General features: G+C 68.9%; 17 protein-coding genes and 1 pseudogene. 9 read left to right on the top strand and 9 right to left on the bottom strand.

The window, feature by feature from the left end; all coding sequences use genetic code 11:
* Positions 1–168 precede the first annotated feature (168 nt).
* From ACFV2X_RS07800 to ACFV2X_RS07770, 7 genes are all read left to right on the top strand, one after another.
* Entirely contained in the window at positions 169–1386 is a 1218-nt protein-coding gene (locus ACFV2X_RS07800; RefSeq protein ID WP_385612794.1) for an ROK family protein, read from the top strand.
* Positions 1387–1411: 25 nt separating this feature from the next.
* Entirely contained in the window at positions 1412–2725 is a 1314-nt protein-coding gene (locus tag ACFV2X_RS07795; RefSeq protein WP_385612791.1) for an ABC transporter substrate-binding protein, read from the top strand.
* 25 nt (positions 2726–2750) lie between these two features.
* Complete coding sequence (locus tag ACFV2X_RS07790; RefSeq protein ID WP_385612788.1) at positions 2751–3662, top strand: carbohydrate ABC transporter permease; 912 nt, start codon at positions 2751–2753, stop codon at positions 3660–3662.
* A complete protein-coding gene (locus ACFV2X_RS07785) occupies positions 3659–4585 on the top strand; it encodes a carbohydrate ABC transporter permease (RefSeq protein ID WP_385612786.1) in 927 nt (308 codons plus the stop codon). The genes ACFV2X_RS07790 and ACFV2X_RS07785 overlap by 4 nt, the downstream gene beginning before the upstream one ends.
* A 47-nt stretch (positions 4586–4632) precedes the next feature.
* Complete coding sequence (locus tag ACFV2X_RS07780) at positions 4633–6450, top strand: alpha-galactosidase D (protein ID WP_385612783.1); 1818 nt, start codon at positions 4633–4635, stop codon at positions 6448–6450.
* 68 nt (positions 6451–6518) lie between these two features.
* Complete coding sequence (locus ACFV2X_RS07775) at positions 6519–8891, top strand: glycoside hydrolase N-terminal domain-containing protein (protein ID WP_385612780.1); 2373 nt, start codon at positions 6519–6521, stop codon at positions 8889–8891.
* Between the two features lie 35 nt (positions 8892–8926).
* The gene (locus ACFV2X_RS07770) at positions 8927–10102 is read left to right on the top strand and encodes an SGNH/GDSL hydrolase family protein (protein ID WP_385612932.1); all 1176 of its coding nucleotides are present in this window, start codon (positions 8927–8929) and stop codon (positions 10100–10102) included.
* A 673-nt stretch (positions 10103–10775) separates the two neighbouring features.
* Here ACFV2X_RS07770 and ACFV2X_RS07765 read toward each other — a convergent pair.
* Positions 10776–11594, bottom strand: a complete 819-nt coding sequence (locus ACFV2X_RS07765; protein WP_385612777.1) for a DMT family transporter — start codon at positions 11592–11594, stop codon at positions 10776–10778.
* 191 nt (positions 11595–11785) lie between these two features.
* On the opposite strand from ACFV2X_RS07765, the gene ACFV2X_RS07760 reads away from it, so the two are divergent.
* Positions 11786–12244: an Lrp/AsnC family transcriptional regulator gene (locus ACFV2X_RS07760; protein ID WP_385612774.1), complete on the top strand. Its 459-nt coding sequence runs from the start codon at positions 11786–11788 to the stop codon at positions 12242–12244.
* Between the two features lie 194 nt (positions 12245–12438).
* Here the strand turns inward: ACFV2X_RS07760 and ACFV2X_RS07755 are convergent, their stop codons facing one another.
* The 3 genes from ACFV2X_RS07755 to ACFV2X_RS07745 all read right to left on the bottom strand — a co-directional run bounded on the left by ACFV2X_RS07755 (position 12439) and on the right by ACFV2X_RS07745 (position 16476).
* Positions 12439–13158, bottom strand: coding sequence for a FadR/GntR family transcriptional regulator (locus tag ACFV2X_RS07755; protein ID WP_385612771.1), 720 nt, complete (start codon positions 13156–13158; stop codon positions 12439–12441).
* 187 nt (positions 13159–13345) lie between these two features.
* Positions 13346–14815, bottom strand: coding sequence for a glycosyl hydrolase 53 family protein (locus tag ACFV2X_RS07750; protein ID WP_385612768.1), 1470 nt, complete (start codon positions 14813–14815; stop codon positions 13346–13348).
* 53 nt (positions 14816–14868) lie between these two features.
* Complete coding sequence (locus ACFV2X_RS07745) at positions 14869–16476, bottom strand: extracellular solute-binding protein (RefSeq protein WP_385612766.1); 1608 nt, start codon at positions 16474–16476, stop codon at positions 14869–14871.
* Positions 16477–16915: 439 nt separating this feature from the next.
* On the opposite strand from ACFV2X_RS07745, the gene ACFV2X_RS07740 reads away from it, so the two are divergent.
* Positions 16916–19294, top strand: a complete 2379-nt coding sequence (locus tag ACFV2X_RS07740) for a beta-galactosidase (protein WP_385612763.1) — start codon at positions 16916–16918, stop codon at positions 19292–19294.
* Positions 19295–19377: 83 nt separating this feature from the next.
* Here ACFV2X_RS07740 and dgoD read toward each other — a convergent pair whose 3' ends face one another.
* The 5 genes and pseudogenes from dgoD to ACFV2X_RS07715 all read right to left on the bottom strand — a co-directional run bounded on the left by dgoD (position 19378) and on the right by ACFV2X_RS07715 (position 22988).
* Entirely contained in the window at positions 19378–20523 is a 1146-nt protein-coding gene (gene dgoD / locus ACFV2X_RS07735) for a galactonate dehydratase (RefSeq protein ID WP_385612760.1), read from the bottom strand.
* 62 nt (positions 20524–20585) lie between these two features.
* Positions 20586–21362, bottom strand: coding sequence for an SDR family NAD(P)-dependent oxidoreductase (locus ACFV2X_RS07730; protein WP_385612758.1), 777 nt, complete (start codon positions 21360–21362; stop codon positions 20586–20588).
* Between the two features lie 52 nt (positions 21363–21414).
* Positions 21415–21552, bottom strand: a complete 138-nt coding sequence (locus ACFV2X_RS07725) for a hypothetical protein (protein ID WP_385612930.1) — start codon at positions 21550–21552, stop codon at positions 21415–21417.
* A pseudogene (locus ACFV2X_RS07720) lies at positions 21516–21992 on the bottom strand (SDR family NAD(P)-dependent oxidoreductase); the annotation flags it as partial. The gene ACFV2X_RS07725 and the pseudogene ACFV2X_RS07720, both read right to left, overlap by 37 nt.
* 66 nt (positions 21993–22058) lie before the next feature.
* Positions 22059–22988: an SMP-30/gluconolactonase/LRE family protein gene (locus ACFV2X_RS07715; protein ID WP_385612756.1), complete on the bottom strand. Its 930-nt coding sequence runs from the start codon at positions 22986–22988 to the stop codon at positions 22059–22061.
* Positions 22989–23003 lie beyond the last annotated feature (15 nt).

Genomic DNA, 23003 nt, shown 5'->3' with positions numbered 1-23003 from the left:
GTTCCAAGCAGGGACGATGCTGACCGTGAGCAAACGTGACCTTCGATCAGCTGTCAACTGGTTTGCACGGCACCCAGTTTGAATGCTTCGAGCGAGCAACAGCAGAGTTTTCACGAGTTCCCGCTTCTTTCATTGACAGCAGAAAATAAGGGCCCTAAGTTCCCGGCCATGCAGTCGACTTCCCCTCCGACACCCCCTCCCGAGGCCCTACCGGCACAGACGCCCGCCGCCGCCCAGATCTTCACCACGCTGCTCTCGCACGGTCCCCTCACCCGTTCCGAGGTGGCCGAGCGCACGGGGCTGTCAGCCGCGGCGGTGACCAAGGCGGTACGGCCGCTGATCGGGGCCGGGTATCTCGTGGAGGACGTCGACGACGCCCGCCGGGCACTGGGGCGACCGGCCAATCCGGTGCGGGTCGACGCCGGCCGAGCGCTGTTCATCGGAATCAAGGCGACCGGCGACGAACTCATCGGCGTCCTCACCGACCTGTGCTGCCGGATCCGCGTGGCCCGGCACCTGCCGCTGACGGATCAGGCCCCGGCAGCAGTGCTCGCCGCGATCTCGGAGCTTGTGCGGGAGCTGCTCACCGAGGCCGAAGGCTTCGGTGTCCCGGTGCTCGGCCTCGGCCTCGCCGTCTCCGGGGACGTGGACCGCCTCGACGGAACCGTCCGCTACTCGCCGTTTCTGGAGTGGCGCGGCGTGGCGCTCGGCGAACTCGCCGGCACCATCACCGGCTTGCCGGTCACCGTGGAGAACGACGTGCGTGCCCTGACCGTCGCCGAGCAGTGGTTCGGCGCCGGCGTCGGGTTGTCCGACTTCGCTCTGGTCACCGTCGGCGCGGGCATCGGCTGCGGACTCGTGGTGCATGGGCAGGTGGTGGCCGGGGCGCACGGGGTGGCCGGCGAAATCGGGCACGTCGCCATCGATCCGGCCGGCCCGATGTGCCGGTGCGGCAACCGGGGCTGTGTGGAGGCGATCGCGGCCGACCAGGCCATCCTCGCCCGCATCACCGAGACGACGGGGACCGCGGTCACCGACTCCGCCCATGCCGTGGACCTCGCGCGCCGGGGGTTCCCGGGAGTGCGGGAGGTCTACGCCGCTGCCGGCGAGGCGATCGGCCGCGGCATCGCCACCATGGCCAACCTGTTCGGGCCCGAGCGAGTGATCATCTCCGGCGAGGGCCTGGCCGCCTACGACCTGTTCGCCGACCAGATCCGCGACACCTTCGCCGCGTACGCGTTCGGCTCCGCCGTGCGGTGCGACGTACAGACCCGCCCGTTGCCTTTCGAGGAGTGGGCACGCGGTGCGGCCGCCACCGCGATCCAGAGCTTCATCAGATCCGACACCCACCAGCAGCGCACCAATGGCGCTGCTGCGCGCACCTAGCACGCACGAGCACGAGGAGCGACGAATGACGCAGCACAGCAGCTTCCCCCTGGCTGCGCAGAGCCCCGGCCGGCGCAGAGTGGTCGGCGGACTGTTCGGCCTGTCCGCGGCCGCTCTGGCCGCTCCCGTCCTCACCGCCTGCGGCGGCGGCCCGGGAGCCGACCCCAAGACGGTCACGTTCGGTTCCAACGGCGCCGACGCCACGCCCAAGAAGGCCTACGAGGCCGTCACGAAGGCGTTCACCCAGGACTCCGGCCTCACGGTGAAGACGAACACGGTCGACCACGACACCTTTCAGAAGAGCATCACCGGCTATCTGCAGGGCACTCCGGACGACGTCTTCACGTGGTTCGCGGGCTACCGCATGAAGTACTTCGCGAAGAAGGGGCTCGCGAGCCCCGTCGACGAGGTCTGGGACGTCATCGGCGACGGGTTCAGCGACGCCACCAAGCAGCTCTCGCGCGGTGAGGACGGCAAGTACTACTTCGTTCCGCTCTACAACTACCCCTGGGCGGTGTTCTACCGGCGGAGTCTCTTCCAGGATCGAGGGTACGAAGCCCCCGCCACCTGGGACGACTTCATCGCTCTCGCGAAGCGGATGAAGAAGGACGGACTCTCTCCGGTCACCGCCGGCTACGGCGGCGGGGACAGCTGGTCCGTCCTCGGTGCCTTCGACTACCTCGACCTGCGCGCCAACGGCTACGACTTCCACATGCAGCTCATGCGCGGCGAGGTCTCCTGGACCGACAAGCGCGTCGTACGCATCTTCGACCTGTGGCGCGAGCTGACCCCCTACTACCAGACGGGCGGCGGCGGCCGTTCATGGCAGGACGCCGCCCAGTCGCTCATCGACAAGAAGTCGGGCATGGCGGTCATCGGCCTGTTCATCGGCCAGCAGATCACCGACGAGGCGATACGCGGCGACATCGACTTCTTCCCTTTCCCCGAGATCGACGGCGTCCACGGCCTGGACGCCGTCGAGGCACCCACCGACGGCTTCATGCTGAGCCGGAAGCCGAAGAACGAGGACGGTGCGAAAAAGTTCCTGGAGTTCCTGGGCGGCGCCCGGGCCGAGGAGCTGTACGGGGGCGTCGACCCGAGCAACCTCGCCGCCAACGAGCAGGCCGGTACCGGCTCGTACAACGCCCTGCAGACCAAGTCGGCCGAACTGATCAACTCCGCGAAGAACATCAGCCAGTTCGCCGACCGGGACAGCGACCCCGGCTTCATCTCCACCGTCGTCCTGCCCGGCCTGGTCGAGTGGCTCGGCCACCCGGACGACGGCACCGCCACCCTCAAGAAGATCGAGTCCCAGCGCTCACGCTTCTTCACTTCCTGACCGGGACCGGAAAGGCCTGCGCACTGTGTCCTCCGCGACTTCCCCCGGGCGGCTGAGCCGGAGCGACCGTCTCTTCCTGACGCTCGTCATCGGATTGCCCCTGCTCGCCCTGCTCGTCTTCGTCTGGCTGCCCGCCCTCGCCTCGATCGCGCTGTCGTTCACCAGGTGGGACGGCATCGACCTGTCCGACATCCAGCCGACGGGCATCGAGAACTACGCCGAGATCTTCACCAACTACCCGCCGTTCTGGCCGGCCGTCCAGCACAACGTGATCTGGCTGCTGTTCACGGCATTGCTGCCGACCCCGTTCGGTATCTTCCTGGCGTACCAGCTCGACAAGAAGATTCGATTCACCAGGGTCTACCAGACCGCGATCTTCTTGCCGATGGTGCTGTCCCTCGCGGTGGTCGGCTTCATCTGGGAGATCATCTACAACCCCGACACCGGGCTGCTCAACAGCTTCCTCGGCGTCGTCGGGGCCGGTCACCACATCGACTGGCTCGGCGACCCCGACCTGAATCTGTGGGCCGTCCTCGTCGCCTCGGGCTGGCGGCACACCGGCTACATCATGATCCTCTACCTGGCGGGACTGAAAAGCGTCGACCCGGCCCTCCGGGAGGCCGCCGCCCTCGACGGCGCCAACGGACGCCAGACCTTTCTCAAGGTGATCTTCCCGGCACTCAAACCGGTCAACACCATCATCCTCGTCGTCACGGTGATGGAGTCGCTGCGCGCGTTCGACATCGTCTACGTCCTCGGCGGCGGGACCGGCAGCAAACCCGGCATGGAACTGCTCTCCCTGCTGATCACCGACAACATCGTCGGCGAGGCCGGCCACATCGGCTACGGCTCCGCCCTCGCCGTGATCCTGCTGCTCGTGTCGCTCGCGGCAATCGGGACCTTCCTCGTGCAGACCTTCCGAAAGGGGGACCAGTGACCTCCACCGTCGAGCGGCCCGCCTCCCGCACCCGGACAGGACGCCGGCAACCGCCGAAGAGCGGACCCAAGCGGCCGCCCCGCGCCCTCGGGCGGCACATGCTGCTCGGCAGTATCGCCCTGCTGTGGCTCGTCCCGCTGCTGTGGGCCGTGTACACCTCGCTCAGGTCGTACGAGGACACCGCGAGCAACGGCTACTTCTCCCTGCCGCGCAGCTTCGGCCTGGACAACTTCACCGATGCCTGGACCCAGTCCGGCATGCCGCACTTCTTCTGGAACTCCGTCCTCATCACCGTGCCCGCGGTGCTCTGCACGCTGCTGTTCTCCGCGGCCGTGGCGTTCTTCGTCTCCCGCTTCGGCTTCCGCTTCAACCTCGCGCTGCTGATGCTGTTCACCGCGGGCAACCTGCTGCCCGCCCAGGTGCTCATCACCCCGCTGTACCGGCTGTACCTGCAGATCCCGCTGCCGTGGTGGATGAGCGACTCCATGCTGCTGTACGACTCGGTCTGGGGCATCATCGCGATCCACGTGGCGTACCAGTGCGGATTCTGCACCTTCGTTCTCAGCAACTACATGAAGACGATCCCGAAGGAGATCACCGAGGCCGCACAGGTCGACGGCGCCCCGGTGTGGCGGCAGTTCTTCCAGATCATCCTGCCGCTGTGCCGGCCGGCCTTCGCCGCACTGGCCACGCTGGAGTCCATCTGGATCTACAACGACTTCTTCTGGCCTCTCGTCCTCATCGACACCGGCGACAAGCGGCCCATCACCTCCGCCCTCGCCAACCTCCAGGGCGCGTACTTCACCAATCCCAATCTGATCGCGGCCGGCGCCCTGATGACCGCGATCCCCACGCTGCTGGTCTATTTCGCGCTCCAGCGTCAGTTCATCAGCGGGCTCACCATCGGCTCGAGCAAGGGCTGAGCCGCCCTCGTATCCCTCGCCGCACCGAACACAAGGAGGTACGGCCCATGCGGTCAACCTCGAACGCAGCCCTGCCCGGACGCCGGCTGGGAGCCGTCGTCGTCCTGGCCCTCACCGCCCAACTCGCGACGACCGCTCCCGCCGCGCGGGCCGAGACCGAGGCCCCCACGACCCCGGCCGCCACGACCACCACCCTGGCCGCCAACCCCTACATGGGCTGGACCAGTTGGACCATGCAGTCGTCGAAGTACCCGGGCCTCAACCCGAAGGGTGACTACAGCTATCTGACCGAGGCGAACGTCGACAAGCAGACCGATGCCATGGCGGCCAAGCTGAAGAAGTTCGGCTACGAGTACATCAACATCGACGCCGGCTGGTGGATGGACTGGTCGTGGAAGTCGCAGTTCGACGAGTACGGCCGGCAGAAGGCCGACCCCGAGCGCTTCCCGAGCGGCATGAAGGCCGTCGCCGACCGCATCCACTCCAGGGGCCTGAAGGCCGGCATCTACCTCCCGGTCGGCCTGCAGAAGGAGGCGTATGACGACGGCAGGACGCCGATCTGGAAGGCCGAGGGCTGCACCACCGCCGACATCGTCTACGACGACCTGCGCACCACCAACGGCTGGGACAGCTCGTACAAGATCGACTTCTCTGATCCCTGCGCGCAGAAGTACATCGACTCCCAGGCGCAGATGTTCGCCGACTGGGGCTACGACTTCCTCAAGCTCGACGGCGTCGGACCCGGCTCCTTCAAGAGCGGCGACAACTACGACAACGTCGCCGACGTGGCCGCCTGGCAGAAGGCCATCGACACCGCCGGCCGTCCCATCCACCTGGAGCTGTCCTGGTCCCTCGCCTACAGTCACGTCGAGGACTGGAAGAAGTACTCCAACGGCTGGCGCATCGACACCGACGTCGAGTGCTACTGCAACACCCTGGTCAGTTGGGAGAACTCGGTCGACGACCGGTGGGACGACGCCCCGGCCTGGACGGACCACGCCGGACCCGGCGGCTGGAACGACCTCGACTCCCTCAACGTCGGCAACGGCGAGATGGACGGCCTCACCAAGGCCGAGCGGCAGAGCTACGCCACCCTGTGGGCGATCGCCAAGTCTCCGCTCTACACCGGCGACGACCTCACCCGCCTCGACTCCTACGGGCTGTCGCTGCTGACCAATCGCGAGGTCATCGCGATCAACCAGAGCAGCGCGCCGCCCGCCGAGCCCGTCACCGCATCCGACCCGCAGCAGGTGTGGGCCGCGAAGAACCCCGACGGCACCTACAGCGTGGCGCTGTTCAACCTGTCCGACGCACCCGCCTCCGTGACGGCGAACTGGTCGACCCTCGGCTTCCAGGGCAAGGCCTCGGTGCGTGACGTGTGGAACAAGGAGAACCTCGGCACCTACACCGACAAGATCACCCAGGCGCTGCCCGCGCACGGCTCGCGGCTGTTCACCGTCACCCCGCGCGGCACCGGCCTCACCTGGACCGGCTACGAGGCCGAGGCGGGCGGCCTGAGCGGCAACGCCTCCGTGGCCGACTGCTCCGCCTGCTCCGACGGCCGCAAGGTCGGCAACCTCTACGGCGGCGGCAAGCTCACCGTCAACGACGTCGTCGTGCCCAGGGCCGGCACCTACCAGGTCAAGGTCTCCTACATCAGCGGCGACGCCAGGTCTGCCCTGGTCTCCGCCAACGGCGGCGGCGCCACCTCGCACAAGTTCGCTTCCACGGGGGACTGGACCACGGTGAACAGCGTTTATGTGCCAGTGAAGCTGAAGTCCGGGGCCAACACGGTCACCATCGACAGCGGAAGCGACGGCTACGCGCCGGACATCGACCGGATCGACGTACAGAAGTCTCGCTGATCTCCTTCCGTCCCCCCGGGGGGCCGGCCCCGCGCCGTCCCCCGACCCCAGACGCATCCGGAGCCGCCATGAACACCAGCCCTGACGACCCGAGCAGAAGAACCCTCCTCTCCCTCGCCACCACGGCGGCCCTCACCGCCGCCGCCACGCTGCCCACCTTCACCGCCTCCGCCGCGCCCGCCCGCCCCGCCGAAGCTCCACTGCCCGCCGACGCCGCCCGCCAGCAGTTGTGGTGGCAAGCACCTGGCGACGAGGGCTCCCTGATCGAACAGGGCCTGCCCATCGGCAACGGCCGCATAGGCGCCCTCGCGAGCAACGACTCCGGCCGCGAACTGCTGCTGATCTCCGACGCCACCATGTGGACCGGCGGCCTCAACGACACCCTGGACAAGGACGGCCAGTTCCCTTACGGACGCTCCGACTTCGGCTCGTTCACGCTGCTCGCCAAGGTCACCGTCGACATCCCCGACCACGAGCTCGGTGCCGTCAACACCTACCGCCGCACCCTCGACCTCGCCCAGGGCCTGGTCACCAGCTCCTACGTCCGCTCCGGCATCACCTACCGGCGCGAGATGTACGCCAGCCACCCCGACGACGTCATCGTCCTGCGCTTCACACAGAGCGGCGGCGGCCGCTACACCGGCACCATCACCCTGACCGGCACCCACGGCGAGAACCCCACCGCCGCCGAGTCCTTCGGCGCGACCCTCCCCAACGGCCTGCGCTACGGCGCCGCCGTCAAGGCCCGCGCCACAGGCGGCAAGGTCACCGTCAACGACACCCGGATCGACTTCTCCGGCTGCAGGGAACTCACCGTCGTCGTCAGCGCCGGCACCAACTACGCGCCCGACGCCGCCGCGGGCTTCCGTAATCCCTCCCTCGACCCCGAGCGGCTGGCCCGTACGAAGGTCCGCGACGCAGCGTCGGAGTCCGCCGACGCCCTCCGGCGCACCCACATCGCCGACTATCGTGCCCTCTACGCAAAACTGGACCTCTCGCTCGGCACGTCCAGCGCCGAGCAGCGCGAGCTGGACACCTGGGAACGCCTCCACGTCCGCACCCGCGACCTCGTCCCCGACCCCGAACTGGAAGCCGCCTACCTGCAGTTCGGCCGATACCTCATGATCTCCGGATCTCGCGACAGCCTGCCCCTGAACCTCCAGGGCCTGTGGCTGGACGGCAACGACCCGGACTGGATGGGCGACTACCACACGGACATCAACATCCAGATGAATTACTGGATGGCCGACCGGACCGGCCTCTCCCAGTGCTTCGACACCTTCACCGACTACTGCCTCGCCCAGCTCCCCTCCTGGACCAAGCTCACCCAGACCCTGTTCAACGACCCGCGCAACCGCTACCGCAACTCCACCGGCAGGGTCGCCGGCTGGACCGTCGCCATCTCCACCAACCCCTACGGCGGAGGCGGCTGGTGGTGGCACCCGGCGGGCAACGCCTGGCTGTGCAACAGCCTGTACGAGCACTACGAGTACACCCAGTCGCGCGCCTACCTCGCGAAGATCTACCCGCTTCTCAAGGGTGCCTGCGAGTTCTGGGAGGCACGGCTGCTGCCCCACACCCTCCCCGGCACCACCAAGGAGGTGCTGATCGCGGACAGCGACTGGTCCCCGGAGCACGGCCCGCTCGACGCCAAGGGCATCACCTACGCCCAGGAACTGGTGTGGGCGCTGTTCGGCAACTTCGCGGCCGCCTCCGCCCTGCTGAAGAAGGACACCGCCTACGCCGACACCATCACCGGCATGCGCAAGCGCCTGTACCTGCCGCAGGTGAGCCCGAAGACGGGCTGGCTGGAGGAGTGGATGTCGCCCGACAACCTCGGCGAAACCACGCACCGGCACCTGTCCGGGCTGGTCGGCCTCTTCCCCGGCGACCGCATCCGCCCCGACGGCTCCACCCCCAAGAAGATCGTCGACGCAGCCACCGCCCAGCTGACCGCGCGCGGCATGAACAGCTTCGGCTGGGCCAACGCCTGGCGCAGCCTGTGCTGGGCCCGGCTCAAGGACGCCGAGAAGGCCTACCGGCTCGTGGTCAACAACCTCCGCCCGTCCAGCGGTGGCAGCAACGGCACCGCCTTCAACCTCTTCGACGTCTACGAGGTGGAACAGGGCCGCGGCATCTTTCAGATCGACGCCAACTTCGGCACTCCGGCCGCGATGACCGAGATGCTGCTGTACTCGCGGCCCGGCCATCTGGAACTGCTCCCGGCCCTGCCTGACGCATGGGCTTCTTCCGGCCACATCACCGGACTTCCCGCGCGCGGCGGATTCGTCGTGGACGTGAAGTGGCGGGACGCGAAGCCCACTTCGGTGAGGCTGCGCAGCGTCGGCGGGCGCACGACCACCGTCGAGTTCGCGGGCCGCACCCGCAATGTGGTGCTCAAGGCCGGTGCGTCCGTCACGCTCAAGGACTTCGACCGGTGATCCGCCGGATCGCGTCCGCGGGCGGGGCGCTCGCGATGGTGTGCGCCCTGGCCGTCCCGTCCGGGCAGGCGCTGGCCGAGGATTCCGGGAAGGCGGCTCGCCGGCACGACGTCATCACCTGGGGCGCCGGCGCCGACCGCCTGGGCGAGGGTGTCGCCGGGCGCGGCTACCGGCTCGTCGTCCATACCAGCGCCGGCGGCGACAACCTGCGGATCCGCCTGTCCAACGCCTTCGGCGACCGGCCGGTGACCTTCGACAGCGTCTACGCGGGCCTGCGGAAGTCGGGTGCGGAACTGGTGCGCGGCACCAACAAGCGGCTCACGTTCGACGGCGCCCGCTCGGTCACCGTCCCCGCGGGACGCACCGTCTACAGCGACCCGCTGCCCGGCCGGCTGGCCGCCGGGTCCGACCTGGTCATCAGCGTGCACAGCCCGGACGCCGCGGGTCCCGCGACCGGCCACGGCATGGCCATGGCGACGTCGTACATCACCCAGGGCGATCACACGGGAGAAGAGAGCGCCACCAACTGGGCCAGCCGGACCGGCTCCTGGCACTACCTCGACGCCGTCACCGTACGGACAAGTGCCTCCATCGGCGCGGTGGTCGCGCTGGGCGACTCCATCACGGACGGCTGGCAGTCCTCGACCGATCTGAACCGCCGCTGGCCCGACTACCTGGCCCGCCGGCTGCGCACGTCCAGCGCGACGACCGTCGAGGGAGTCGCCAACGAGGGAATCTCCGGCAACAAGCTGCTCGCCGACGGCGCCGGACAGAGCGCACTCAACCGGCTGGACCGCGATGTCCTGTCCCACCCCGGGGTCCGGACCGTGTTCCTCTTCGAGGGCATCAACGACATCAAGGCCCACACCGGGGTGACGGCGCAGGATGTGATCGACGGCTACCGGGAGATCATCCAGCGGTCCCATGACGCCGGACTGTGCGTGGTCGGCGCCACGGTCGGCCCCTACAAGGGCTGGCCCGAATGGGACCCGGCAGGCGAAGCCGTACGGCAGGAGATCAACGCATTCATCCGGGACAGCGGCGAGTTCGACCGCGTGGCCGACTTCGACCGGACTCTGCGCAGTCCCTACGACCCCGAGCGCATGCTCCCCTTCCTCGACAACGGCGACCACGTGCACCCCAACGACAAGGGCATGCAGGCCATGGCCGACGCGGTCGACCTCGCAAGCCTCGACTGCTCCGCGACGTAGGGTGCATCGGCGCAGCAGTGATTCCAACCCGACCGAGGCCGGGCTGCGGATGTCCACGGGCTGGACCCGGGGCACGGCGTACACCGTTTCAGGTTGGTCAAAGGGCCACAGGGGTTGGAGGGAAGGGTCCCCGCTGGTCCCGAACGTCTGGAGCAGGCGAACGGCAAAGAAACGGAACCGTCGCGCAAGGCCCCGCCCAGGAAGGTCGGGGCTGCGCCGGCGTGAGCACGCGGCTGCAGTGCCCTTGCCGGAAATTTCATCCGTGCAGGTCACGCTGTATGTCGGTCTGCGTGGAGGATGACGCCGAGGCGATCGCGTCGGCGTATGTTGAGGCGGTCTGACGTGTCCGGGTCGTCGATCGGTGGGGGCAGGGGGTGCGGCGGTCTGGCGTTGGCGATGCCTTGGTGTGGCCGGTGTCTGTTGTAGAACCTGCGCGGTGGCGCTCAGGATCCGGATCCGGCGACTGCCGTGTTCGATCACCACGAGCACGTACATCCGTACCCCCGACAGGGTGACTGTTTCCATGAAGTCGCAGGCCAGTAGCGCATCAGCCTGGGAGCGAAGGAAGGTGGCCCAGGGTCTGGAGTTCCGCTCGGGTGCTGGGCGAGCCGACGGCCCCCGCTGAGGCTGCCGTCGTCCAGTGCCGGGCCGCGGTCCACGCCCGTCGTGGCGGTCACTCGGCAGAGGTCGGCGCCGCGGGCCGGCGGGCGGCCAGCGCGGCGCCGGCCAGGACCAGCAGGGTACCGGTGACCGTGCGAGCGGTGACCGGCTCGGAGAGCAGCAGTACACCGGCCGAGACGGCCACCACGGGGGCCACGTAGGTGATGAACGCCGCGCGCGCGGGGCCTTCGGCGCTGATCAGGGCGAAGAACGCGGTGAAACCCCCTGCGGTGCACGCCGCGCCCAGGCCGATGACCGCGAACAGGACGCGGTCCGTCACCTGCGGAGCGGGTTCCGTGATCGCGGCCATGGCCAGTAGCGGGGGCGTGGCCAGGGTCAGCATGCCGGTGGTGACGGCCACGGGAGGCGTGCCGGGGAACAGCCGGTGCATCATGACGGCGCCCGCCGCGTAGCACGCCGCAGCCGCCAGGATCAGCGCGGCACCCGTACCCGCGCCCTCCACTCCGAGCAGGACGACGACGCCGAGGAATCCAAAAGCCGCACCGCCCCACGCCCCGCGCGCCATCCGCTTGCGCTTGCCCCAGAGGACACCCAGGCCCAGGACGAACAGCGGTTCCGTGGCGATCAGCACCCCGGCGAGTCCGGAGGACACCGTACGCTCGCCCACCGCGATGAGTGTGAATGGCACCGCGACCTCCACCACGGCGAGCAGCAGCAGCGGACGCCACCGTTCCCGCAGCAGCCGCGGAAGGCCCCGCCGCCAGCCACGGGCAGCAGAACCAGGGTCCCCAGCGCGACTCGCCCCGCCACCACGCTCACCGGGCCCAGCCCCTCCAGCGCCACGCTGATCAGGAGGTACGGCACCCCCCACAGCACGGACACGGTCATGAACAACAGCAGGCCTCGGCGGCTCATCGGTACTCCACGGTGGGCAGGACGGACACGCCCCGGATCGGGCACGCGCAGACCGTACGCAAAGGCATTGGCGGACCGGAATGCACACTGTGCGGCTACAGCAGGGCAGGACTTGCCGTTTGTTAAGTCGTGGTGTCTCATCACGACATGGCGACCCTTGACCCCACCGACTGGCATCTGCTCGCGCTGCTGCAGAATGACGCCCGCCTCGGTTACCGGGAGCTGGCCCGCCGGGTGGGGCTCAGTCCGCCGGCCGTGGCCGCCCGGGTACGACGGCTGGAGAGCCTCCAGGTGATCACCGGCTACGGAGCGCGCATCGATCCGGTCAAGGCGGGCTGGCCTGTGCAGGCTTTCATCGTGCTGTCCACCAACGGCGTCCGCCAGTCCCATCAGACCGCCCACATCGCTCAGGCCGCACCGCACGTCTTGGAGGACCACCGGGTCACCGGCGCCGACGACCACATCCTGCGTGTGGTCGCGCGCGACATCGGGGCGCTCGAGCCGCTCATCGACCAGCTCAACGAACTGGGCAAACCCGCGACGTGCTTCGTGCTCTCGTCGCCCAAGGCGTGGGCCCCCGTCCCGCCTCCCGCCACGTCCGGCTGACTCCCGCCGGGTCCGAACGGCGCGGTGCGATCCTCTCGTCGGGCCCGTCCGCCGGCAGCTTGTCCGGGCCCCACCGGGTGCGGCTACTCGACCGACTGGACGGTTCGCCCGGTGCGGTCCGGTGCCGTCAGGCTCAGCAGGAGTCCGAGCGCCGGTGACTTTCTCAACGAGGAATGACGCGTTCGGACCGTCACTCAGGATCGGGGAGTGGCGTCGGGAGAACGGGCGAGGTGGTCGAGGTCCTCGGTCGCCTTGGACAACAGGTCCAGCATGGCGAGTTCCGCTCGGGCGGGGTCCTGGTCGCGCACGGCTTCGAGCACTACACGATGGCTGGGAACCGGGTCGTCGGCGTCACCGTGGGCGTGCACCATTCGGTCGCGCTCCCTGAGGCCCGGTTCCAGGAGCATGTCCATCCTCTGCAGCATCTCGTTGCCCGTGGCGGCGAGCAGTGCTCTGTGGAACGCCGCGTCGGCTTCGGCGGCGTCGCTGGACTCGGCGTGTGCCTGCCCCATGGCGTCGAGGGCGATTTCGAGGGCAGTCAGGTCGGCGTCGGTGCGGTGCAGAGCGGCCCGGTGTGCCGCGGCCGGCTCGACAATGGAGCGCACGTCAGCGAGATCGCGCAGCAGTTGACTGCCGTCGCCCGTCTCCATACGCCAGCGGATCACATCGGCGTCGAGGAGATTCCAGTGGGTTCGCTCCCTGACGAACGTGCCGCGCTTCTGCCGAGCGTCGATCAGGCCCTTACCGGCGAGGACCTTCAGCGCCTCTCGCATGACGGTCAGGCTCACGTCCAACTCGGCTCCGAGCGCGCCGATGTCCAGCGTCTCGCCTTCGGCGACCCGGCCTCCCACGATGCGCGTGCCCAGCTGATGTACGACCTGTCCGTGTACGCCGCGGCCGGAGTAGGACGCCATGGCGAATGCTCCCTGGTGTCGAGGTACTGATAAAATCAATACTTTACTCTATAGCTAAACATTAATTATGAATACATCTGGACGCAGGGATCTGCCACCTCCCGTCGCAAAGAGCGAGTCGGCCGGGATGGAGAATCATCCGCGGCCGGCTCCCGATCAGCAGTGTCTCACCAGCTACGGAAAGCGCTCAGGCCAGGGAGAGCCTTGTGGGTCGGCCCGTATCCGAAGAAGGATGTGTCCTCGACCTCGTTGTCGCCGCCGACGATCCAGCCGTTCTGGTCGGGCCCGTCGGCGAAGTCGATCGCGATCGGGTCCCAGTACGAGACTCCCACCACTTGCCCGTGTCATGCATGGCGCGGAAGAACTCGCGCGTCCACCTCAGTTGCCCGTCGGGCGTGGCGCCGTAGTTCTCCGGACCGTCGGGGTCGAGGTGGTTCTGCGCGATCATGGTCGTCTCGCTCGCGCCGCTCGACTTGAGCGTCCACGGTGCGCCCGTCTCCACCACCATGACCGGCTTCTCGCTCGCCGACCCGACCCAGCTCGCGAAGTTTGCCAAGGACGCGATCGACATGTTGGTCCAGAACGGGTACAGCGATACGCCCATGATGTCGTAGTCGAGACCGTTGGCCCGTGCGTTGTTGATCCAGTCCGTGTAGGCGGCGCGGTCCGGGGTGGTGAGGTGGATCACGATCTTGCTCGTCGGCGAGGTCGCCCGCACCGCTTTCGAAGCCGACTTCAGCAGGGCGAAGTAATCGGCCGGGCTGGCCCAACGGCTCACGTCCGCGAGGGCGTTGTTGATCTCATTGCCGATGGAGACGTACTGCGGGGTGACGCCCGCGCGCTTCATCGCCTGGAGAGAGCGGGTCGTGTAGTCGTAGATCGCCGATTCCAGCCGGCTCTGGGAGTAACCGTCCCAGTCCGCGGGCCTGATCTGCAGTCCCGGATTGGTCCAGAAGTCGCTGTAGTGGAAGGACAGGAAGATCTTCATCCCCCGTGCCTTGGCGTCCCGCGCGTTCTTCACGGCGTCGTCGATGTCCTGCCAGCCCGGCTGGAGCTGTTGCTTCTCTCCGCCGTTGGTCACGAAGTTGCCGGGCTTGTTGTAGACGCGGATGCGGGCCAGGTTGAACCCCTGCGGGGCGAGGACGTCGAGCACGTCCTTCTTGCGGTCGGCGCTGTCCGTGTACACACCGCCCGCGGCCGCGCTCATCCGCCGGTAGGTGATGTCGCCGCCGACCGGCATTGCGCCACCGGATCCCGGTGCGATGCGGGTGAAGGAGAAGTCGTCGGCTTGGAGCGTGCCCCCGCTGGAGTTGGACCAGATGCCGACGGTGCAGGAGGGGCTGAGCACCGAGACGATGAGAGTCACCCGGGTCCACTGCGGGGACTTGGGGAGGTCGAGGGTCTGGGACGTGTCACCGCAGGAGTACGCCTCCAGCCCCGCGGAGGCCACCCCGTCGTTCTTGACCCAGGCGGAGAGCGTGTAGGTGCCCTGGGTCAGACCGGTCAGGGTCTGCACCGTGTTCACCGCCCACTGCCCGTTCGATGCGTGGACGAGATCGGTCCGTCCACTGTGGGGCTTCGCGGTCTGTGTGTACGCGGAGTCCGCGGTGCCGATGTTCGTCCAGCTGGTCAATCCGCTTTCGAAGCCGGGATTCACCAGGAGGTTCGGTGCGCTCGCAGCGGAGCTCTGGGGCACGCCCCCGGAAGGGGTCAGCTCTTGACAGCGCCCGCTGTGAGCCCCTCCAGCAGCTGCTTGCGCAGGACGTAGAAGACCAGCAGGCTGGGCACCACGGCGAGTACGGACCCGGCGAGAACCAGGTCGTACTGGCGGCCGGTGGCGCTGAACACGACCTGCAGACCCACCGGGAGGGTGTAGTCGCCGGGGTCACTGACGACGATCAGCGGCCAGAGGAGACTGTTGTAGCTGGTGAGGAAGGACCACACGCCCAGGGCGCCCAGTGCGGGCCGCAAGAGCGGGAACACGACGCGGCGGAACAGGCCGAACTCCGTGCAGCCGTCGACCCGTGCGGCATCCAGCAGGGCGTCGGGAACGGACTGCCCGACGAACTGGCGCATCATGAAGATGCCGAACGCAGGCGCCACCCAGGGCACGACCAGCGCGAAGTACGGTGTGGTCAGATGTGCCTTGGCGACCATGATGAACAGCGGTACGACGATGACCGCGAACGGCACGGCCAGCGAGCTGAACATGACATTGAACAGGACGTGCTGACCGCGGAAGCTGTACTTGGCGAAGGCGAAGCCGGCCAGGGAGCACAGCCCCACAGAGGCCACCCTGCGCAGCAGTTCGAGGGCGGCCTCGGTGTGGGGCTTGTCCTTGAGGACGCAGAATCCGGTGCCGCCAAGGGTGGAGGCCACGTGGCCGCCGCCGGAGAACCGCGGCAGCGTCCTGATGCGCCACTTGCCCTTCTGATCGGGCGCGTTGGCCTGCAGACCGTAGACGTTGTACCAGTTGGGCATGGAGGTCGCCACCAGACGGCCCGACTTCAGGGCGGCGGCGCAGGCGGTGCCGTACGGATCCGGCAGTGACATCAGAAAGCCCGACCGGACCCCCTGCGCCATGAAGTCGAGGACCTCGACCGCTTCGGCGGAGTCGAGCGTCAGGTCGCCGGAGGCGTCGAAGGCGCCGCCGCCGCGCTGGAGGAGGAACTGCAGGAAACCGTTGACGATGGAGCCGTTGTCACCGCCTGCGACCATGCCCAGGCTGACGCCGTGTTTGTCGTAGAGGCGTCCGCCGACGCGGGCGAACTCCTGCCAGGTGTCGATGTCCTCGGGGACGCCGTATTTGGCGAAGAGGTCCTGGCGGTAATAAAGGACGGTGATGGAGTTGTCCGAGTCCAGCCCGTAAGGGATCTTGTCGACCGAGTAGGGGGCGAGCTTGAGCAACTGTCCGTCGACGGGCTTGACGGTGGCACTCAGGTCGACGAAGAGGTTCTCGGCGATCGAGGAGCCCATGACGCGGGGGAACTGGTCGATGATGACGCCGGCCAGGTCGGGGGTTTTCCCGTCCGCCACCGCCTGAGCGATCATGCGGGTGACGACGTCGCTGCCGGCCGCGTTGGTGATGTTCATCCGGTAGTCGAACCGGGAGGCCCGCATCAGGGCCTTCTCGCCCACCGCGGCCTGAAAGGTCTTGATGTAACCGGGGTCGTGGGTCCACAGGGAGATGTCGACCCGTCCCGAGGTCACCGTCTTGCCCGAGGACGAGCCGCAAGCGGCCAGACCGGGCATGGCGAGGGCGCCCAGACCGGCCCCGGCTGTCGCGCGCAGCACCGAACGGCGGCTGATCCCGTTCATTCGCCGCCTCCGTTTCTGGCCGTGGGGGTGATCCGGCGGATGCGGAGCTCGCTTATGAGCTGGCCCGGCAAAGGAGCGGAGGTTCAAGGGCATGAAGCGTCAACATGACAGGCGGCTCCTGCGTGGCGGCTCGTGAAGTGGGTTCATAGTCGAGGTGGCCCCACCCCTGTCAAGATGTATTCATAAATAATGCCTAAACGATAGTGTGCTGGTTGCCGACGGGGGTGGTGCGGCAAGGCCCGCCCCGCCTGCCCGGTGGGCGTCCCGTCAAAGTGCCCCTCGACGCCATGAGTCGGGCCCGGGTGGACTCGGTCCCCAGTCGTCGAGCCATGTTCGGCGCCACCCGGGAAAAGGTATTAATTATGAATACATCTTGACCTGGCTGCGGGCCCGACCGACGATGGACGCACTTCATCCGTCGTCATTGGAGCCACCTTTCATGTTGTCCCTGCACGCCCGCGAAGCCTCCAAGCTCCTGGCCGGGCACCTGCCCATGGGCAGTTCCGCCGACGCGCCTCACTCGCTGACGGTCGACAGCCAGAGCCTCATCCGGGACGGCCGCCCGTGGATCCCGGTGATGGGGGAGTTCCACTTCAGCCGTTACCCCGCTGCCGAATGGCGAGAGGAGCTACTCAAGATCAAGGCCGGTGGCATCGACCTGCTGGCCACCTATCTGTTCTGGAACCAGCACGAGAACGAACGCGGCACACTCCGCTTCGACGGCGATCTCGACCTGCGCCGTTTCGTGACGCTGTGCGGCGAACTCGGCCTGACCCTGGTGGTGCGGCTCGGCCCCTGGTCCCACGGCGAATGCCGCAACGGGGGTCACCCCGACTGGCTGAACGAGGTCGACTGCACCCCGCGCACCGACGACCCGGCCTACCTCGCGCTGGTCGAGCCCTACTACCGGCGCATCGCCCATGAACTGCGCGGCCTCTTCCACGACGACGGCGGCCCGATCGTGGCCCTCCAGGTGGAGAACGAGCTCTACGACCAGCCCGGGCATCTGGCCACCCTGCGACGCATGGCCGAGGACCACAGCATGCGGGCACCGCTGTGGACCGCGACGGCCTGGGGTGCGGCCGACATCCCGCGCGACACGCTGCTGCCGCTGTACGGGGGTTACTCGGAAGTGTTCTGGGAGGACGCCCGGATCGGGCCGGCCCGGGAGATGCGCCGCCACTTCTTCTTCACACCGATCCGGGACGACCACGCCATCGGGGCCGACCTTCGCTCCGCCACGGCGACCGGCGCCGGGCCGGACACCAGCCGCTACCCGTACGCCACCTGCGAACTGGGCGGCGGCATGGCGATCGCCTACCACCGCCGGCCCATCGTGCCCGCCGAGGACGTCACCTCGCTGGCGCTGACCAAGCTGGGCAGCGGTTCGGTCTGGCAGGGCTACTACCTGTACCACGGCTGCTCGCAGCGCACGGACCTGAAGGAGCCCAACCAGGAGAGCCACGACACCGGCTACCCCAACGACATGCCGACGGTGACCTACGACTTCCAGGCACCGCTCGGCGAGTACGGCCAGGTCCGGCCCTCCTTCCACGGTCTGCGCCTGCTCCACCTGTTCCTGCACGGCTACGGCTCGGACCTGGCGCGGATGCCGCTGGCGCTGCCCGACACCGAACCCGCCTCGCTCGACGACCGCGTCACCCTGCGCTGGGCCGTCCGCTCGGCGGGCGAGAGTGGCTTCCTGTTCGTCAACAACCACCAACCGCACGACAGAATGCCGGACCACGACGGCGTCCAGTTCCGGGTGCACCTCGACGGCGGCCGCACCGTCACGCTGCCCGCGCAGCCGGTCCGTGTGGCCTCCGGAGCGCACTTCGTCTGGCCGATCGGTCTGGACCTCGGCGGCGGGCTGCGGCTGGACTGGGCCACCGCCCAGCCCGTAACCCGCCTGGACTCCGCGGCCGGAACGCTCACCGTGCTGGCCGTCGTCGACGGTATCCCGGCCGCCCTGTCCCTGAGCGGGGACGTGGATGTCGAGGGCCCGGCCCGGGTGGAGCAGGGTGCGGACGGCACGCTGGTCACGGTGACCGAGCCGGGCACTGGAGCGCTGCTGACCCTGAACGGCCCGTCCGGCACCGCACAGGTCCTGGTGCTGTCGCACGACGAAGCGCTGCGCCTGAACAGGATCCGCGTCGACGGACAGGACCGGCTCGTCCTCAGCGACGACCTGGTCCTCGCCGACGGAGACGAACTGCGCCTGCACATCGCCTCCACCGCGCCGTCCATGGCACTGCTGCCCGCACCCGCCACGCTGCACGGAGACGGCGTCGGACGGCCCACCCAGGACGGTGTGTTCACCCGCTGGCCGCTGAGCCCCGCGCCGCAGTTGCCGCAGCCGGCCCTGCGCTGCCTACAGGGAGACGCGGTTGCCGCGCCGGCTCGTACCGGCGGCTCCCACCTGCGGGCCTCGGCCCCGCGCGACGCGGACTTCGGCAAGGCCGCCGTGCACCGCGTCGACGTCCCGGCAACGGCCCTGGACGGTGACGGCGAGGTGCTGCTGCGGCTGCGCTACACGGGGGACGCCGCCCGCGCCTACATCGACGGACAACTCGTCGCCGACCACTTCTGGTACGGCCCGGAATGGGAGATCGGGCTACGCCGCTTCGCCGAGGCCGTTCGACTGCACGGCATCGAGATCCGCGTCCTGCCCCTGGACCCCGCAGCCGACATCTACCTGGACGCCTCCGTGCGCGACGGACTGGAAGCGGCCTACACCCGTGCCGCCGTCGAGACCGCCGAGCTGGTGGCCGTACCGCGTACGGCCGTGCGTGCCAAGGGCGTGGACCTGCCCGGCTGATCCCCGCAGCGGTCTGCCGCACGCGGGCGGCGCCCGGTCCCGGACCGGCGCCGCCCGCCTGTGCCGGTCCGCCCCGGGAGGGGTCACCACTCGGCGAACGAGCCGTCCCCATGGCGCCAGACGGGGCTGTGCCAGTCCGGTGCCCTGTCGTCGGCGTGGCGTACCGCCTGCTCGTCGACCTCGATGCCCAGTCCGGGCCCGAGAGGCCGGCGGATGTGCCCCTCGTCGAACCGGAAGACCTCAGGGTCGACCACGTAGTCCAGGACTTCGGCGCCTTCGTTGTAGTGGATGCCGATGCTTTGTTCCTGGATGAGGAAGTTCGGTGTGCTGAAGGCTACTTGGAGGCTTGCCGCCAGGGAGATCGGGCCCAGCGGGCAGTGCGGGGCCAGTAGCACGTCGAAGGTCTCCGCCAGCGACGCCATACGCCGCACCTCGGAGATCCCGCCCGCGTGCGACAGGTCCGGTTGCAGCACCGCGATACCGGCCTGCAGTGCGGGCAGGGCCTCGGTGCGCGAGTAGATGCGCTCGCCCGTGGCGATCGGGACGGACGATGCCGCGACGGCCTCACTCAGGCGGTGGGCGTACTCGGGCAGGACGGGTTCTTCGGCGAACAGCGGGGCCAGCGGGGCGAGATGGGGCAGGACACGGCGTGCGTTGGCGGCGCTGAATCGCCCGTGGAAGTCGATCGCGAAGTCACGTTCGGGTCCCAGGACTTCGCGGGCTGTGGCGGCCCGTTCGACGACGGCGGCGATGTCCGCTGCGGTGGCAAGCCTGTTCATCCGCCCGCAGGCGTTCATCTTGACCGCGGTGAAGCCGGCTTCGACCTGTGCCTTGACGGCATCGGCGATCTCGGCGGGCTCGTCACCGCCGACCCAGCTGTAGGCCCGCACCCGCTCGCGCACCGGACCGCCGAGCAGCACATGGACCGGCACTCCGAGTGTCTTGCCCGCGATGTCCCACAGAGCCTGGTCGAGTCCGGCGACGGCGCTGGAGAGGACCGGGCCGCCGCGGTAGAACGACCCCTTGGTCATCACCTGCCAGTGATCCTCGATCCGCATGGGGTCCTGGCCGATCAGATGTTCGGCGAGCTCGTGCACGGCGGTGCGGACGGTCGCCGCCCGGCCCTCCACGACCGGCTCGCCCCATCCGACCGCGCCGTCGTCGGTCTCGATGCGGCAGAACAGCCAGCGGGGCGGGACGGCGAACGTTTCAACCCGGGAGATTCTCAAGAGGTTTGCTCCAAAAGGCGAGGCGTGGGGGCAAGAGACCGGTCGCTGAGGTCCGGCGAGGTTCACGAGGAGTTCTTCAGGACACTCCAGCCACCGTCGACGACGAGCGAGGCACCGGTCATGAACGAGGCGTCGTCGCCGGCCAGGAAGGCGACCGCGGCGGCGACCTCCTCGGGGCGGCCGAGTCGCCCGACAGCGGTCTCCGCGGCTGTGGCCCGCCGGTCCTCCTCGCCTATGCCGTCCCAGGCGCGGGTAAGGACGGGGCCGGGCAGCACACTGTTCACCCGGACGCGGCCGCCGTACTCGACGGCCAGCTGCCGGGCCAGCCCCGTCAGGCCGGCCTTCGCCGCGGCGTATGCGGGCCGCCCGGGCAAGCCCACCAGGGCGTGCACCGAGGAGACCAGCACCACACTGCCGCCGGTCGCGATCAGATCGGCGAGACAGGCGCGTACACCGAGGAACGATCCGGTGAGGGTTACCGCGAGCTGCCGGTTCCACTCGGCCGCGCTGGTCTGATGGGCCGCCGCGACCCTTACCGCGTAGGCATTGCTCACCAGCGCCTGAACCGGGCCGTAGGCCTCACGGGCGGCCTTCACCGTGTCGTCCCAGGACGACTCCTCGGAGACGTCGCAGCGCTGGAACAGCGCGTGGCCGCCGGCCTCCCGGACGGCAGCCGCCACGGCCTTGCCCGCCTCCTCGTCGATGTCTGCGACGACGACGCGTGCGCCTTCGGCGGCGAGCCGGTGCGCCGTGGCCGCGCCTATCCCGGAGGCGGCGCCGGTGACCAGCACGCAGCGGCCGTCGAGGCGGTCCGCTGGGGAGGTGGCGGTGGGAAGCATGAGAGGACTCCTCGGGAAGGGCGGCGGCAGCCCCTAGATTAAATATGAATTATTAAGGGGTGCCAAGAGAGGATCCCGTCCCGGTTCCGTCATGACGCCGGCGGTACGGCATAGCGGGCCGTGAGCCCCCGTCCACACGCCAGTCCGCCCCGGTCACGAAGGACGCGGCCGGAGAAGCCAGGAAGCACACCACCGCGGCCACCTCATCGGGCGTTCCGATGCGGCCCAGAGGGTGGCCTCGACCACGGTCCGCTCCAACACCGGGTCGGAGCTGCGGGCCGGCCAGTCGTCGACCGGGGCCGTGCGGATCCATCCCGGGCTGACGGCGTTGCCCCGGATGCCGTGGCGGACCACCTCCAGTGCGATGCTGCGGGTGAGCCCGACGAGACCCGCCTTGGCGGCGGCGTAGGGGAAGTACCCGGCACTGGTCTGCTCGGCATGGATGGATCCGATGTTGACGATCGCCCCGTGGCGCGCCTCGATCATCGAGGGCAGCGCGGCCCGGCTGAGCAGCCAGGCGCTCTTGAGGTCGACGGCGAACACCGCGTCCCACTCGGCGGCGGTCATGGTGACCGGGTCGGCGTGGGAGTTGCGGCCGGCGTTGTTGACCAGCACGCTCGGCGGACCGAGAAGCCGGGTGACGGCATCCGGGGAGACCGGCCTCGCCCGGCACCGGGCCTGTGTCCCGTGGCGCGGTCAGGGCCTCGGCACCAGCGGTCCGATGAGCTGATCGGAACGGGAAGCGGCAGGCGACGCTGTGGGCGCTGTGGCGTCGCAGGGGACGGACAGCACGGCTCCGTCCAGCGGGCCGGGAGCGTCGAGGCCGTACCGGGCGGTGGTCACGATCAGCCGGTCGCCGGTCAGGCAGACACTCGTGGGCTGTCCAGTTGGGAGGCCGAGTCTCAGCAGGAGCTGTCCGTCCGGCGCGTAGCAGCGGACCTCTGCCGCTCCCCACACCGCCGACCACAGCCGGCCCTCGTCGTCCACGGTCATCCCGTCGGGGCTGCCGTTGCCAGGGGCGAGCCGGAAGAAGACCCGTCGGCCGGACAGCGCCCCCGTTGCCTGATGCATGCGGTAGGCGTACACGGCGCCGTGGGCACTGTCGGCGAGGTACAGGGTGGCTCCGTCGGGGCTGACCGCCGGGCCGTTGGGCACGGTCAGGTCCTTCAAGACGGTGACGACCGTGCCGTCCGGATCCAGCCGGTGCAGGGCACCCGCGCCGGGATCGGCGTCGTAGGCCATCGAGCCGGCCCAGAAGCGGCCCTGCGCGTCGCATACGGCGTCGTTCATCCGGCGCAGTGGTGGCCCCTCCAGGTCCGGCAGGCGCTTACGGCTGGTGAGAGTGCCGTCTTCGGCGAGCCAGGCGAAACCGGTGCCCGCCGCGGCGAGGAAGCCGGCCCCCGTGTTCAAGGGCGCGACCGCGCCGAGCGGTTCGCCGAGGCGGGCCAGCTCGATCAGAGCGCCGTCGGGATCGTAAGGCAGTGTCAGCAGCCGGCCGGTGAGGATGTCGACGAGCACGATGCGTCCGTCGTCCAGGAGACGTACCCCCTCTCCCAGCTCGAGCCGGTCGGTGGCGAGGGGCGTGAACTCGGTGCCGACTTCGGGTGTGCGGGTGGGCGCGGGCATGGATGGGGACTCCGG

It is taken from the genome of Streptomyces sp. NPDC059679 (assembly GCF_042734105.1).
In the GTDB taxonomy this organism is placed as follows: Bacteria; Actinomycetota; Actinomycetes; order Streptomycetales; family Streptomycetaceae; genus Streptomyces.
This window is presented reverse-complemented; position numbering and strand designations above follow the sequence as displayed.

Coding starts and splice junctions, on each gene's coding strand:
- ACFV2X_RS07730 (WP_385612758.1), bottom strand. CDS start 21,362: ATGCTTCCCACCGCCACCTCCCCAGCGGACCGCCTCGACGGCCGCTGC.
- ACFV2X_RS07760 (WP_385612774.1), top strand. CDS start 11,786: ATGGCGACCCTTGACCCCACCGACTGGCATCTGCTCGCGCTGCTGCAG.
- ACFV2X_RS07775 (WP_385612780.1), top strand. CDS start 6,519: ATGAACACCAGCCCTGACGACCCGAGCAGAAGAACCCTCCTCTCCCTC.
- ACFV2X_RS07770 (WP_385612932.1), top strand. CDS start 8,927: ATGGTGTGCGCCCTGGCCGTCCCGTCCGGGCAGGCGCTGGCCGAGGAT.
- ACFV2X_RS07745 (WP_385612766.1), bottom strand. CDS start 16,476: ATGAACGGGATCAGCCGCCGTTCGGTGCTGCGCGCGACAGCCGGGGCC.
- ACFV2X_RS07715 (WP_385612756.1), bottom strand. CDS start 22,988: ATGCCCGCGCCCACCCGCACACCCGAAGTCGGCACCGAGTTCACGCCC.
- ACFV2X_RS07780 (WP_385612783.1), top strand. CDS start 4,633: ATGCGGTCAACCTCGAACGCAGCCCTGCCCGGACGCCGGCTGGGAGCC.
- ACFV2X_RS07795 (WP_385612791.1), top strand. CDS start 1,412: ATGACGCAGCACAGCAGCTTCCCCCTGGCTGCGCAGAGCCCCGGCCGG.
- ACFV2X_RS07755 (WP_385612771.1), bottom strand. CDS start 13,158: ATGGCGTCCTACTCCGGCCGCGGCGTACACGGACAGGTCGTACATCAG.
- ACFV2X_RS07740 (WP_385612763.1), top strand. CDS start 16,916: ATGTTGTCCCTGCACGCCCGCGAAGCCTCCAAGCTCCTGGCCGGGCAC.
- ACFV2X_RS07800 (WP_385612794.1), top strand. CDS start 169: ATGCAGTCGACTTCCCCTCCGACACCCCCTCCCGAGGCCCTACCGGCA.